The sequence below is a fragment of the Sphingomonas sp. PP-CE-1G-424 genome, assembly GCF_004341085.1.
Classification (GTDB): domain Bacteria; phylum Pseudomonadota; class Alphaproteobacteria; order Sphingomonadales; family Sphingomonadaceae; genus Sphingomonas.
Genome location: NZ_SLXW01000008.1, coordinates 87,929 through 99,239, shown reverse-complemented (window position 1 = coordinate 99,239; position 11,311 = coordinate 87,929). Strand labels below are relative to the sequence as shown.

General features: G+C 60.9%; 22 protein-coding genes. 9 read left to right on the top strand and 13 right to left on the bottom strand.

The genetic code is table 11. The annotated features are described in order from the left end of the window. The 8 genes from C8J43_RS19010 to C8J43_RS18980 all read right to left on the bottom strand — a co-directional run. Positions 1–485, bottom strand: a 485-nt coding sequence (locus C8J43_RS19010; RefSeq protein WP_133032191.1) for a hypothetical protein, incomplete at its 3' end; no start/stop codon positions are given. Between the two features lie 128 nt (positions 486–613). After that, positions 614–976, bottom strand: a complete 363-nt coding sequence (locus tag C8J43_RS19005; RefSeq protein WP_236698729.1) for an HNH endonuclease — start codon at positions 974–976, stop codon at positions 614–616. Positions 977–981: 5 nt separating this feature from the next. Then, positions 982–1,632: a DUF3164 family protein gene (locus C8J43_RS19000; protein ID WP_243645679.1), complete on the bottom strand. Its 651-nt coding sequence runs from the start codon at positions 1,630–1,632 to the stop codon at positions 982–984. Further along, a complete protein-coding gene (locus C8J43_RS22025) occupies positions 1,617–1,784 on the bottom strand; it encodes a hypothetical protein (RefSeq protein WP_165899688.1) in 168 nt (55 codons plus the stop codon). The genes C8J43_RS19000 and C8J43_RS22025 overlap by 16 nt, the downstream gene beginning before the upstream one ends. Next, positions 1,784–1,996, bottom strand: coding sequence for a hypothetical protein (locus C8J43_RS18995; protein WP_133032190.1), 213 nt, complete (start codon positions 1,994–1,996; stop codon positions 1,784–1,786). Before C8J43_RS18995 ends, C8J43_RS22025 begins: the two co-directional genes overlap by 1 nt. A gap of 190 nt (positions 1,997–2,186) precedes the next feature. Continuing rightward, positions 2,187–2,807 (bottom strand): hypothetical protein, encoded by a 621-nt coding sequence (locus tag C8J43_RS18990; protein WP_133032189.1) that lies wholly within the window; start codon positions 2,805–2,807, stop codon positions 2,187–2,189. Then, positions 2,788–3,192 carry a hypothetical protein gene (locus C8J43_RS18985; RefSeq protein WP_133032188.1) on the bottom strand — a complete coding sequence of 135 codons (405 nt, stop codon included), beginning with the start codon at positions 3,190–3,192 and terminating at the stop codon, positions 2,788–2,790. Before C8J43_RS18985 ends, C8J43_RS18990 begins: the two co-directional genes overlap by 20 nt. A 165-nt stretch (positions 3,193–3,357) precedes the next feature. Beyond that, positions 3,358–5,025: an AAA family ATPase gene (locus tag C8J43_RS18980; protein WP_133032187.1), complete on the bottom strand. Its 1,668-nt coding sequence runs from the start codon at positions 5,023–5,025 to the stop codon at positions 3,358–3,360. 366 nt (positions 5,026–5,391) lie between these two features. Between C8J43_RS18980 and C8J43_RS18975 the strand changes: the two genes are divergently transcribed. Then, complete coding sequence (locus C8J43_RS18975; protein ID WP_133032186.1) at positions 5,392–5,655, top strand: hypothetical protein; 264 nt, start codon at positions 5,392–5,394, stop codon at positions 5,653–5,655. 371 nt (positions 5,656–6,026) lie between these two features. Here the strand turns inward: C8J43_RS18975 and C8J43_RS18970 are convergent, their stop codons facing one another. The 5 genes from C8J43_RS18970 to C8J43_RS18950 form a co-directional block, all read right to left on the bottom strand. Beyond that, the gene (locus C8J43_RS18970; protein ID WP_133032185.1) at positions 6,027–6,434 is read right to left on the bottom strand and encodes a hypothetical protein; all 408 of its coding nucleotides are present in this window, start codon (positions 6,432–6,434) and stop codon (positions 6,027–6,029) included. Next, the gene (locus tag C8J43_RS18965) at positions 6,406–6,672 is read right to left on the bottom strand and encodes a hypothetical protein (RefSeq protein WP_133032184.1); all 267 of its coding nucleotides are present in this window, start codon (positions 6,670–6,672) and stop codon (positions 6,406–6,408) included. Before C8J43_RS18965 ends, C8J43_RS18970 begins: the two co-directional genes overlap by 29 nt. Before the next feature lie 88 nt (positions 6,673–6,760). Beyond that, a complete protein-coding gene (locus C8J43_RS18960; protein WP_133032183.1) occupies positions 6,761–7,111 on the bottom strand; it encodes a hypothetical protein in 351 nt (116 codons plus the stop codon). Positions 7,112–7,136: 25 nt separating this feature from the next. After that, on the bottom strand, positions 7,137–8,027 hold the full coding sequence (locus C8J43_RS18955) for a hypothetical protein (RefSeq protein ID WP_133032182.1): 891 nt from the start codon (positions 8,025–8,027) through the stop codon (positions 7,137–7,139). After that, positions 8,024–8,506, bottom strand: coding sequence for a helix-turn-helix transcriptional regulator (locus C8J43_RS18950; RefSeq protein ID WP_133032181.1), 483 nt, complete (start codon positions 8,504–8,506; stop codon positions 8,024–8,026). Before C8J43_RS18950 ends, C8J43_RS18955 begins: the two co-directional genes overlap by 4 nt. A gap of 84 nt (positions 8,507–8,590) precedes the next feature. Here C8J43_RS18950 and C8J43_RS18945 point away from each other — a divergent pair, with 84 nt between their 5' ends. The 8 genes from C8J43_RS18945 (at position 8,591) to C8J43_RS18910 (ending at position 11,300) form a co-directional block, all read left to right on the top strand. Next, entirely contained in the window at positions 8,591–8,857 is a 267-nt protein-coding gene (locus C8J43_RS18945) for a YdaS family helix-turn-helix protein (protein WP_133032180.1), read from the top strand. A 250-nt stretch (positions 8,858–9,107) separates the two neighbouring features. Next, a complete protein-coding gene (locus tag C8J43_RS18940) occupies positions 9,108–9,593 on the top strand; it encodes a hypothetical protein (RefSeq protein WP_133032179.1) in 486 nt (161 codons plus the stop codon). A 90-nt stretch (positions 9,594–9,683) separates the two neighbouring features. Further along, on the top strand, positions 9,684–9,881 hold the full coding sequence (locus tag C8J43_RS18935; protein WP_133032178.1) for a hypothetical protein: 198 nt from the start codon (positions 9,684–9,686) through the stop codon (positions 9,879–9,881). After that, entirely contained in the window at positions 9,878–10,345 is a 468-nt protein-coding gene (locus C8J43_RS18930; protein ID WP_133032177.1) for a helix-turn-helix transcriptional regulator, read from the top strand. Before C8J43_RS18935 ends, C8J43_RS18930 begins: the two co-directional genes overlap by 4 nt. Continuing rightward, the gene (locus C8J43_RS18925) at positions 10,342–10,527 is read left to right on the top strand and encodes a hypothetical protein (RefSeq protein ID WP_133032176.1); all 186 of its coding nucleotides are present in this window, start codon (positions 10,342–10,344) and stop codon (positions 10,525–10,527) included. The genes C8J43_RS18930 and C8J43_RS18925 overlap by 4 nt, the downstream gene beginning before the upstream one ends. Next, on the top strand, positions 10,524–10,772 hold the full coding sequence (locus tag C8J43_RS18920) for a hypothetical protein (protein WP_133032175.1): 249 nt from the start codon (positions 10,524–10,526) through the stop codon (positions 10,770–10,772). The genes C8J43_RS18925 and C8J43_RS18920 overlap by 4 nt, the downstream gene beginning before the upstream one ends. 1 nt (position 10,773) lies before the next feature. Continuing rightward, positions 10,774–11,040, top strand: coding sequence for a DUF2312 domain-containing protein (locus C8J43_RS18915; RefSeq protein WP_133032174.1), 267 nt, complete (start codon positions 10,774–10,776; stop codon positions 11,038–11,040). Next, positions 11,040–11,300, top strand: coding sequence for a hypothetical protein (locus tag C8J43_RS18910; protein WP_133032173.1), 261 nt, complete (start codon positions 11,040–11,042; stop codon positions 11,298–11,300). Before C8J43_RS18915 ends, C8J43_RS18910 begins: the two co-directional genes overlap by 1 nt. The last annotated feature ends 11 nt before the right edge of the window (positions 11,301–11,311 follow it).

Below are 11,311 nucleotides of genomic sequence, written 5' to 3'. Positions count from 1 at the left end.
TTCTTGCCCTTCGTCGGCGCGGCCGTCTCGTTGATGACCTTCAGCGACGCAGCGAGGTTCTTCACGATCTGCGATCGCGCCGGCAGCGACACCGCTTTCATCATCGCGTCGCGCCGAGCGTCGTTCTCGTCGTTGGCGGTGACGATCTCGATCGACTCCTCGAGTTCGCCCTGGAAGCTCGTGATCGCGTCCAGCTCGTCGAGCATGCGCGCGACCAGCTGGCGGGCGTTCTCGGCGATCTTGCCGGCGTCGATCGGCTCGCGGACCTCAACGGGATCCGCGATCGCGATACGCGGCGCGGGAAGCAAAGTGCGCACCGGTTGGCGCGTGCGAACCGGCCGTTCCCAGCCCTTCAGCTTCGCGCGTTTGCGAATAGCCGCTTCGGAAATCTCGTGCCGATCAGCTATTTCCCTGATCGAATCGTCACCCGACAAGTATTCGTGCTCAATGCGCGACCACTCTTCAGATGTTTTGCGGACTGCCATCGATCAGCACTCCGCCACGAAAGTACGCACCCGGGGACACCCAGGAGGAAATAATCTCCGCGTGGGAGCCATAGGGGTCCAGGGGGTCGGCCCCGGCCAGGGGTCGACCCACCCCCTGCCCCGCGGAGTCAGGCTAGGAAGGCAGCCCGCTCGGCACGCTGCTTGTGCTTGTCATGGCACGGCTTGCAGAGCGTCTGCAGGTTGGCGAACAGCCAGAAGAGGCGCTCGTCGCCGCGGTGCGGTTCGCAATGGTCGGCGACCAGGCGCGACGTGTCGGCCGTCGTGAAGCCGCAGCCGGGCCACTGGCAGGTGTAGAGGTCCCGAGTGAACACCAGCACGCGCAGGGCACGCCAGCGCGCCGACTTGTACCACTTGTGCCAGGGCTTGAAGAGGCGGCGATCGGCGTCGGCGCTGCGCTCGACGGGGGCAAGGGAGCCCATGGTCGGCTTCAGCCTGGTCAGCGTGCTGCCGATCGCCTTGAGCTTACCCACGGCGCTCAGGCGGACGCTAGATCGATGGTGACCGGATGCCACGGCGCGTCGTGCGCGGGGCGGTCGTAGAAGCGGACGTAGGTGCGCGAACCGATGACGCGGATCGAGTCCTTGATCGCCTCCATGGCGCGCAGCCAGCGGACGTCGGTGATGTCCAGCCGGAGCAGGCGGAACAGCTCGGCCCGGTTGATCTGGCCTTCCTTGTCGACCTGGAAGACGCCGTTGACCACAGCCTGCAGCTCGACCGGCGTGCCGCCTGCCCAGCCCATCAGGCATTCGTCGATCAGCACCTTGGCGGCCTGCAGCTCCGGACCGAACTCGAGGAGGTCGGCGACCTGCACCTGAGCCCGCTCGCGCCCGTCGAAGGTGAGCAGAGTGATGTTGCCCTTTTTCCCGCCGACCGTCGTGCCGTACTCCTGCGCCAGCAGCGCCTGGAAGGCACCGACGCGCTCGAACGTCCGGACCTTGAACGCGGCGACGAGGGCGGACAGTTCGCGCGCGTCGGCAAGGATAGCGCGCACCGTCTCGTCCATGAGCAGGTCGACCGGCTTGACCGCGGCGAGCGGAACCAGGCTGCCCTTGGCGTCCCGAAGGTACGGGGTGCCGGCGACATCGATCGCGGCGGGGTGCGGCTTGGTGGTCATGCCGGCGTGCACTGCGGCGCGGTCGGCGCGGTGATCGCGACGATCGTCTCCACTGGTAGGAACCTCAGGATCTCGCGCATCAAGCTGACCGGCACGCCGATCAGCGCGGTGTCCGGATGTCCGGCGTCGACGGCACGCCGAATAGCCTCGCGCGGGATAGCCATTACCAGCCTGCCTTGGTGCCGTCGGCACTGAGATAGAGGGGTGGACGGGCAGCGCGTCCGGCGGTGCCACGGAACGGCGCGACGACGTCGCGAGCGATTCCCTGCGCCAGTTCCTCGAGCTCGTTGTAGTCGTCGGTGGAATCAATGCCCAGCCGCGCTCGTTGGGTCAGCTCATCGAACCGCGGTGTGATGCGTTCGAGCTGATCGGCCAAATTCGAGTTCGGCTGGGCAGGCCGTGCATCCGTTCCTGATCGATCATGACGCATTGCAGATCTCCCTGCGGGCCGGCGTGCTCGAGGGGGGTGAGCGAAGCCGAGCAGATGCAACTGTGGCGGGGTCGATTTGCGAGTTACGTGACCGTTTGGGCAGGTGTCCTTGTGGGAAGTTCCCCAAAGGTCACCCCTAGCAGCGCTTCCAGCTGTCCAGCGCCGAGACCAGGATCGATCGCGCCCGTCGGTTGGAAAGCCGCCAGTCCCGCGCGGCCGTCGTCAACGCCATGTCGTCGACAATGATCGCGAGCAGCATGAGGGCATGCGGAGCAACTGCGTCGCGCCAACGTGCGTATGCGCGCTCCCGAATCACGGCAGCGATTGGCGCGTGCGAAGCGCTGTGCGGACCGCCACCGGAGCTGCGCGGTTCCAAGTTCGCAGTGCGCACCGCAACTTCGGCCGTGATGGAATGGTACGCTTCCGCGATCTGATCGGCCGCGGCGAGCTGGTGCGCGTCGATCGCGCCGGTCGCGACGAGGCGGGCGAGCGCACCCTCCCGTCGCGCCTGTACCGCGGCGTGCTCGTGCGTCTCGGCCGTGCCGTTCGTCTTGTGCGACCAGCGCTCACGCAGCAGCACGCGCTCCTCTATGCCGGGCTCGAGCGTGACGATCGCCGGCGCCTTGCCCTTCTTAAGCCGGTTCGCACCCTTGGGTTTCGGACGCGGTTCGCCGAGCACCAGGTGCGCGACGCGCTGCCGCTCGCGTTCGAGCGCTTCAGCAAGCGAAGGCGCTTCGTCAGTAGGTAGGTATGGCATGAGGATCCCCGGCGTCGACGTCAGGGATATGCTCGAGGATCGCGACGAGCGGGAGATGACCTTGTGGTAACGGCAGCACGCGATCGGCGCCAGCGAAGTCCTCGTTCAAGACGACGCCCATCTGGCGCATCCGATCGAGCAGCTGCCGCTCGAGCAACCCGGGCACGGTGATCGCGCGTTGCGCGCCGGCCGCGCGTTCGATCATCTTCTCGAACGCCAGCTTCTTCACCAACGCCTTCGCCCGGGTGTCGCTAACGTCCAGCGCCAGTGCGATCTCACGCATTGCGGGACTGCGACCGTGCTCGAGGATATAGTCGGATATGAAATCGAGCGCCTGCTGCTTTCGGCTCGCTCGCGCCGGTAACACCTCTGAATATACGCCCATCGTTCCCCCGGATCCCCGCTAGGAACATAGAGAAAATTTCAAGTTTCGGCTAGGACCTAGCGCGTAGTCGACGCGCCAAATCCGGGTATTGTCACGACTATGAGCCAATACCCGGATGTGCCACTGACGCACAGAATGTTGCAGGCGAAAGCATCACTAACTTGGCTACACTGGTATGCCCTTCCGGTCCGGATTACGCAGCCAGGCCGCAACCGAATCGATAAACGACCAAACGTCGCTATCGTCAGGACTAATAAAGTCGACGGACAAAGGATCTTCTCCCATGCGTTCAAACATTCCAATCAGCCAGCTAGGCCCATGGCCCGAAATACCGAGATATTTCAACCATGACTCTAACTCCCCCCCGCGGACGACAAAAGCACCGTAGGCGTCCAACTGATCAAAATAGTCTACCGCTGCACCGCGTTCGTCGCTGGGCAAAACCGCGATACCACCATTTATTTTATACCCACCATCTGCCCGGAGTAACGCAATCGCTAAGGCGGCACGTATAGAAGTAAGACCATTTTGAGCTAGAATAGGGATTCCGGCAGCATCCATAAAACGGGTAGCCACCCCCCCTCCGTCTTTCACAAAGTCAACGTCATATATAGCAGCCGCGGGTATACCTAACTGCCTTAGCGGTGAGATTATAGTTGGTATTGTCTGTTTATTTTGAGCGTTCAAAAATATGCAATTTGGTATTCCTCTACCAAGTCTTAACAAACGCTCGTTTACTTCCTGATAGAAAGCCCGATCGGGGTCTGCTTCGGTGACTACAACACTTTCAAAAAACAGTGCTGAGATTACACCAGTAGACCTCAGCAAGGGATTTCTCATAAGCTTAGCGATATCACTACTAGGCAGCAGCCTGGCTGTCGGAACGCGGTCCTTATACGTCAATCTCACGACATTTAGTGGAACGCCTGACTGGATGCACCCCATCAAAAATTGAGGACTGTGCGTTGAGACAAACATTCGCTTAGCAGTTGCTGCTAGCGATTGTGCAATTTCTCGCCCCAGATTGAACGCCAAGGAAGGATGCAAAAACGCTTCCGGTTCGTCCATCAGCAGGATCCGCGGGTCTCCGGCGAATATCTCTGCCAGTATACCGGTGAAGGCCTTTGTCCCGTCGCTGGCCCGCTCAATCGGGAGGGCTAATGAGTGGAATGCGACTGAATCGTTTCCGAGGCCCCGCTCCAATGCCGGCGACGACGCGGTCGGCGAAAGCCTGAGTCTTAGCTTACCAAGATTTGTAGGATCGATTACAGCATGAGCATTGAGACTCGCGTAAACAACATCGCTATATTCTTTCCTAAGATCATCATTCCGGAATAGAGTCTGAAAACTCGTTATCGGCCTCTGCTGAAGGTCACCCCCTGCCTGATCGTTGACAAGATCAATGCGATTACGACCGTTTAATACTAAGGTTTGACCGCCCATATAATATTCAGCGAAATATGCCCGTGCGTCGGCCTCATTAGGATTTGATAAAGCGTGCTTAACTATCTCGAGAGGAACATTTTGAGCCCCACCGCCACGCGTCCTGACATATATGTAATTAGGGTCCGTTGGCTCCCCAGTTGGACTGGGCAATGTTATGCCTTTTATAAATTCGTCTACATCACTATATTCATTAGAAAAGTTTATCTTATCAAGAATGACGTCGGAATGATTAGAAGTGCCGTTTGTGCACTGCGCAGCAATCTCGGCAATCGCCTTACTTTTTCCTGAATTATTAGGACCCACGAACACGGTAATGGCCGTTGGGGCTAATTCCAAAGGTGGCTCTCCCGACCCCGCGCCGAATTTCAGTACTAGTCGATCAATCATATGTGCCCCTTCCCTAGCTAACGGTGCCAGAGGCGAAGCGTCCTCTCAACAGCTGGTCTGCGACTCCATAAAAAGACAGACAAAGCGAGTATGCCGCCGTACCTGCAAGAGACAGAACTGATGCTGTTCCAGCCATGCGGTTGCGGCGGATTTCATGGACAAGTTCGAGGGCAAGTTTCCCGGCTACGGTAAAGGGCGCGCAGTCTGGCGCTGAACGTCCGCTTTCCTCCCTATTCCGGCCGCTCCGCGGCGGACGCACCCTCCGCCGCAGGCTTCCGCACACCGCGAAAATGCGCCGTTGTCGACGTGCTAGACGGGCGATTTACCCCGGCGATACCCGCAGGGCGTCGCGAACGCGATACATCCATGATCGATGCAAAAAATCATCTCGGACCCTCGTCTTTTCGGCAATCTGATCGTGGCTACGGCAACACCAATTCGACGCGAACGATGGAGCCCACTTTGCCCCACCATATCAACTACGAACTGCTTACCGAGATTGAGCTGACTGTCGCGGCGCGCGCCAAAACCGCTGGCGAGCGGCGCAGCCATTTAGATCAAGCGGCAGTCTTTGCGGCGCTCGGCGAAAAGCAACACGACGAACGAGCGCGCTTGGTTCTTGCCGAATAGGTGTTCATGCGGCGGATATCCCCTCCGCCGCAGCCTTCCGAAAGCCGCGGGATTGCGGCGTTTTCGACATGCCCTTGGGGCCATGTACCCCGCCGATACCCCTGTTTTTTTTTCGCTGTCCTCCACGACGTCGGCTCGCCACTTGGAGTCGCGTGGCGAGCGAATGGGAGAATCAGGTTGCAGGCTATTTCCACGCGATGCGGTCGCTCGCCAAGAAACAGCGCCGGCCGCATCCTGGGTAAGAGCGGCTCAGCCAGGCCGTCATAGATCGCGCCCGGCGGGAGCAACATCGTCGCGATCGGCTCGCTGCGTTGGAGGTTGCGGCCGATCGGTTCGCGTTCGAAGGGCAGTGGAGATAACCTGCCCTGTCGCTATCGCTTCGCCGGTCGCTCCACCCGTTCGAGCAAAATATCAAGTTTCCCGCCCTGCTTCGCCTGCTCGACTTGCAGGGTCGTCATGCGAGTTTCGACACCGACGATCCTGTTGGCGACGTTATCTGACTTGAGACTGGTGAACGCGTAGAGACCGATAATCGCGACGAACGGCGCGATCGCTCCTGCGATGATCCACCCAGTCAATCGACGCACGTCTTCGTGAAGCTGCTTGAGCTGCCCGTTGACGCCTTCCTTCCAATCGTCGGTCACGCCGCCTGATGTGCCACCGCCGCTGCCACCGCGCAACCTCTCGACGTCCTCACGATGCTCAGCACGCTGACGAGAGACCTCCTCAAGCTGGAGCCGCAGACGCTCCTCAACTATCATGGTCGGCCAACGCTTCACGAAGCTTGTTCGCAATTTCCTCGAGCATACCGTCGAGCTTTGCTCCGGCTTCAGACGCGAGGCGAGCGGCGTTCGTCGTGTCGCCCCCTGCCATTACAGAAACAGCGGTGATGACGTTGCCAGTAATGACGGCCAAACGGGTCAGCATGAACAGCAGATCCCCCGAGCTGAACTTCACATAGCCGATTTCATCGGTGGCCCCTTCGGAATCGGGGGGCGTTGACTGGTTGTCGGTCACGACCCGACGTTCCTGGCTTCTCGATCAAGATATGCCAGCATGAGCCCCTGTCCTCGCTCCGTCAGCGCGGCGGTTTCGGTCTGCCTCGTCACCAGTCCATCCCCATTGCCCTAGCCATATCGTTCGGCTTCGCTTCGGTCAGCGCATCATCGAGACGATCGAGGGCGAGCAGCACAAGCTGCCGAGCCTGCTCGACAGACGCCTGGTCTCGTCGCGACGGAAAGCCCTCTCGAGCCATCACGGTTCGGAAGTCGCGAGCATGGACAGCGACGGCATCAAATGCACGATCGAAGCTATCTGCTGGCACGATGTATTGCCGGATAGAGTCTAGGAAAACTATGGCGTTGCCGACGAGCTGATCCGCATCAAACGGCGTCGTCCGCTTCAACATGCCGCGCGTGCTGTCGAAATCGGACTTCAGCGATATCGGAACGGTCAAGATGCTGTCCTGGTCATGGCCTCAATCATTTCGTTCCCACCTTTTCGATCTCGAGGCGGTTGCGCGAGATCAGCCGGTTGCACTGCGCTAGGGTGAAGTTCATTTCCGTGTCGTTGAGTCCAATATCGAACGACTTCAGATAGTATTCGCGTGTTCGTGCTTCTTCCGATCGACCGAACCTCGCTGCCAGCGCATCCGAACGGTCCTTCCCGATGCGCTTCCGGCAGGTGCCGGCCGACATCATCATGTCGCCACGTGCCCGAATTGCTGGTGTCTGCCAGCTGGCGAGGCCGCCGCCCTCCAGCATGCTGTCGGCGAATGCGGTTGCAGCCGTCTGCGGATCGAACCCGGCGGGCGCAGTAATGAGCCGAGAGAAGATCGGGTCGGTCGTCGCTTCTACGCACATGCGGCCATAGGCGACGAACATGGTCCGCAACCTCCTCAGCTCTGCTTCGGTTTTTGCGTTCGCCGAAGCCGTCTCGAGATCAATCGCAGACGACTTAACTGCCCGGTCGATCGAGGCCTGCTTAAGACGCTCGAACGTGTCACGACCGAGCGACCAGGACGACGCTTCGGCATTGAACGCCTCCTCTACTTTGTCGCCGAGCCGCGGATCAACCGTCATGCCAAGCCGCCCGCAGATCGACGACGTGACAGCGAAACGAGAGACGCGGTCGATCCGGTCCTGCTGAGCCTGCGTCTGTGCAACCGCCGGGACGATTGAGGCCGCAATAGCTAACACCCCGACGCGAACGAAGTAGCCCAGCCATGCACACCCATTTGTTATAACGCTTATCCGATTGCCCTTCGCTTTAGCCGGCATGGGAGCTTGAATACTTATGATTGAGCCGATTTTTCGAAGTACGCCGGGGTGCAGCGAGGGCTGTATTCCCTGCGAGATAATGTGTGCTGTCATCGCCGGTGTTCGCGACCAGGCGTGGCAAGAGCTGCAGGACGTTCTGTTAGAGGTGAAACCATCGGGGCCGTGTCGGGAAGCATATCTCGCAGCTGCGACAGCGCGTTGGGTAGACGCTTCGCGAGAAGCTGAGCTTGCTCGTCCATCGACGCGGCGTTCTTCGAAGCCTTCAGTAGCCCCAAGAACATTCGTGCCAGCGCGGCCTCGCTAGGCAGCGCAACTGCCATCATTACGTGATGGACAACTGGCTTGGGCGGGGGAGGAGGCGCGTTTTCATCCGGGTCGTCAGTTTCACCAACCAGAAAGGCAGTGGTCGTCGCAAGCGATCGGGCAATCGAATGCAAGTGGCCTGACGAACGCGATCGCCCGGTCAAAAGCGCTGCGACGGTGCTTTGGTTGATGCCGACTCGCCGCGCTAGTTCCGATTGGCTCATGCCTAGATCGGTCAGCCGCTGCCTAATTCGGTCGCCCACATTCATTCCGTAGTCCTATCGGAACGCCAATAGGTAGCTATCCGCAAGTTTCGCTTGACCGATCTATGCAAATACCAATAGCTGATCGTCATGGGGATCGAAGCCAATCTTGGTACGCCGTTAGCTGAAGCCGTTCGCAAGGTCGGCTCGCAGTCCGCGTTCGCGCGATTGGTCGGGAAAAGCCAGACGTCGGTCTATGGCCTCCTGCGCGATAACAAGCCACTTTGGGCGGAGAGCGTGCTTGCCGTTGAAGCGGCAACCGGTGTCTCGAAAGAACAGCTTCGCCCAGACATTTACCGATTGGCCGGCGACGTCTCTCACCAAACTGTTCCCGCCAACCTGCGGCCGGTGCGCTGATGCCGGTCCCGCAGCTATTAGTTTCTCTCGGCCGCCACGTTGGCGGCGAGCGTCGACGGCATTTCCTCCCCTGTATGTCGTCGACGTCACCATTCCACCCTTTCGGCCGCTGGCAGACCGGTCGGAACGCGCTCACCGGGTCTCCCGACCTCGGTGTGTGTGCCCCCAGTCTGCTGCCACCCAAACCGCATGACACCTCGGGCGCCGGTCGTCTTTGCCGATCGGCGCCACTTTTCGGAAAGTGGCAGGCATGACCAAGCTGCGCGATCCGGTCACGATCGAAAACACGCTGAAGGTTGTCCTGGGCACGCTCAAGGACCGCGCTGCGACCGCAACCGGCCGCGACGCAGGCTATCTTCACAACATGTCTGATCCGGCCAAGCCAGGACAGTTGACGGTACGCGACCTACTCGCGCTCGATCTCGAATGGCGTGCGGCAGGCCATGCTGGGTATCCGCTGTCCGAAACGATCGGGCTCATGATCGAGTCTAGCGCCGCAGAACGATTTGCCGAGGAGCATGCTTACGGTCAGCTGGCTCAGTCATGGCTGAAGGAATCTTGCGAGGCCACGCCTCTTGTCGTCGAGGCTATGCATCCGGGCGCTACCGTCCAAACGATGGAAACCGCCCTGCGTGAACTAGAGCACGCGGACAGCGCCATCGCGCCGCTATCCGCCAGCTTGAAGAAGCGCATTCGTCACGCGCGCGAAGGCCCGATCGACCCGCCCGACGGCTGACGCCGCCTCCCTGCCGACATCATCGCAACCACCGCCGCCCGCCGATCACACGATCGGCGGGGCGGTAAACTGCTGCCTGGATCATTCGCTATGCCCGAACCACGCCAAGCCCTCACCGACATCTCCCATTCCCTTAATGTGCAGTACGACGCGATCGTATCGCTGAGCGGACCGCGCGACGTGCGCCTGGTCAACGCTGCCCGATTCCTGTGTGACGCGATCGACCTGATCGACGTTGCCGCGCAGGCGCCGATCGGCGCCGACAACGACAACCTGGTGCCGGCATGACGCTGAACCCAGGCCCACGAAGCCAAGCCCTCTCGAACCTGTCCGCCAAGCTGCGCGAACTGGTACCGGCGATGCAGGCGCTTAGCGAACCGAGCGATCGCAACCTGCCCTTGGCTATGCGTCAGCTCCTCGACGCGATCGATCGCGTCGACGTGGCGGCCGGCGACGATGCGCCGGTGAGTCCCGGAACGTGCATCCGCCTTCGGCGCGAGGAACTTGGCCTGACGGTCGAGCAGGTCGCGCTGCAGCTGGAGACCGATCCAGGTGTCTGCGCCCAACGGCGCGCGGCGTGGTTGATCGACATCGAGGCCGATGCCGTAGCAATTTCGGATCGCACCGCCCTGGTGCTGAACGATGTCCTCGGCGTCGACCTGCGCGTCTTGGCGCACTGGATAGCTGTCGCTGAAGCCGCAAAGCACAGCGCCGGCGACACGTCGATCGCAACCGCGGCGCAGGCGGCATGAATGGCCTCCGCACCGTCCACGCGATCCTCGCTGCCATCGGCGGCTTGGCATTCGCTCTGATCGTATGCGGCGCGACCAGCCGCGCACTCACCGCCGTCATCGCCATCGCCTTCATTCCGTTGGCGTGGAGCCTCGAGAAGCTCCGCGTCGCCATCCTTTCCCGTCCGGAGAACAGGTCATGAGCCGTCCAGCGAAGATCGAGCGCGCATACCGTCTGCGCGCACCCCACCTGCGCCTCGTCGATATCCATCGATACGATTGCGACTGCGACGTCTGCGCGCCCTACGTGCCGAGTGATCCCGATCGCCTGACGGCAAAGCACATTGGCATGCTGGCGTGTGCCGGCGCGTTCGTCGGATCCGCGATCATGTTCGCGATCAACCCCGCAGCCGCCGCGGCCGCGCTCCTCGCAACGATCGGATTCTGACATGGCTGAAGAACGCCAGCACGGCATGGGCGGTGGCGCTGTCGCCGCAGACGAACTGCGCCTTCTGATCGAGCGCGCCGAACGCCTCGAGGAAGAGAAGAAGGGCATTGCCGACGACATCGCGGACGTGATGGCGGAGGCCAAGGGGCGTGGATACGACCCGAAGGCAATCCGCAAAATCCTGTCGATCCGTAAGAAGAAGAAGGAAGAGTACCAGGAGGAGGAAGCAATCCTCGAGGTCTATCTCCAAGCGCTGGGGATGATCTGATGGCCGACTATCCCAAGGACATGACGCCAGCGCTCACGGACGTTCTCGGCTCGCCTCACTTCCGCTTGCACCCGATCTCGATGGCGCTTCGAGAAGTCGGCTTCGAAATCCCGGTGCGGTACGAAGATGAGCGCGCGGCAGCGCTACACTTCCTCATTTCGCTAGCGCTCGAGCACGGCGAAGATTGGGAGCGTCACGCCGCCGATCGGCTCCTCGAGCTGCGCAGCAGCTTCGAAGCCGGAAAGGCACCGGGCCAGTGATTTTCTGGATC

Coding starts and splice junctions, on each gene's coding strand:
- C8J43_RS18955 (WP_133032182.1), bottom strand. CDS start 8,027: ATGACAGCACACATTATCTCGCAGGGAATACAGCCCTCGCTGCACCCC.
- C8J43_RS18975 (WP_133032186.1), top strand. CDS start 5,392: ATGATCGATGCAAAAAATCATCTCGGACCCTCGTCTTTTCGGCAATCT.
- C8J43_RS18980 (WP_133032187.1), bottom strand. CDS start 5,025: ATGATTGATCGACTAGTACTGAAATTCGGCGCGGGGTCGGGAGAGCCA.
- C8J43_RS18910 (WP_133032173.1), top strand. CDS start 11,040: ATGGCCGACTATCCCAAGGACATGACGCCAGCGCTCACGGACGTTCTC.
- C8J43_RS18925 (WP_133032176.1), top strand. CDS start 10,342: ATGAATGGCCTCCGCACCGTCCACGCGATCCTCGCTGCCATCGGCGGC.
- C8J43_RS18950 (WP_133032181.1), bottom strand. CDS start 8,506: ATGAATGTGGGCGACCGAATTAGGCAGCGGCTGACCGATCTAGGCATG.
- C8J43_RS18920 (WP_133032175.1), top strand. CDS start 10,524: ATGAGCCGTCCAGCGAAGATCGAGCGCGCATACCGTCTGCGCGCACCC.
- C8J43_RS18915 (WP_133032174.1), top strand. CDS start 10,774: ATGGCTGAAGAACGCCAGCACGGCATGGGCGGTGGCGCTGTCGCCGCA.
- C8J43_RS18935 (WP_133032178.1), top strand. CDS start 9,684: ATGCCCGAACCACGCCAAGCCCTCACCGACATCTCCCATTCCCTTAAT.
- C8J43_RS18945 (WP_133032180.1), top strand. CDS start 8,591: ATGGGGATCGAAGCCAATCTTGGTACGCCGTTAGCTGAAGCCGTTCGC.
- C8J43_RS18990 (WP_133032189.1), bottom strand. CDS start 2,807: ATGCCATACCTACCTACTGACGAAGCGCCTTCGCTTGCTGAAGCGCTC.
- C8J43_RS22025 (WP_165899688.1), bottom strand. CDS start 1,784: ATGGCTATCCCGCGCGAGGCTATTCGGCGTGCCGTCGACGCCGGACAT.
- C8J43_RS18940 (WP_133032179.1), top strand. CDS start 9,108: ATGACCAAGCTGCGCGATCCGGTCACGATCGAAAACACGCTGAAGGTT.
- C8J43_RS18930 (WP_133032177.1), top strand. CDS start 9,878: ATGACGCTGAACCCAGGCCCACGAAGCCAAGCCCTCTCGAACCTGTCC.
- C8J43_RS18985 (WP_133032188.1), bottom strand. CDS start 3,192: ATGGGCGTATATTCAGAGGTGTTACCGGCGCGAGCGAGCCGAAAGCAG.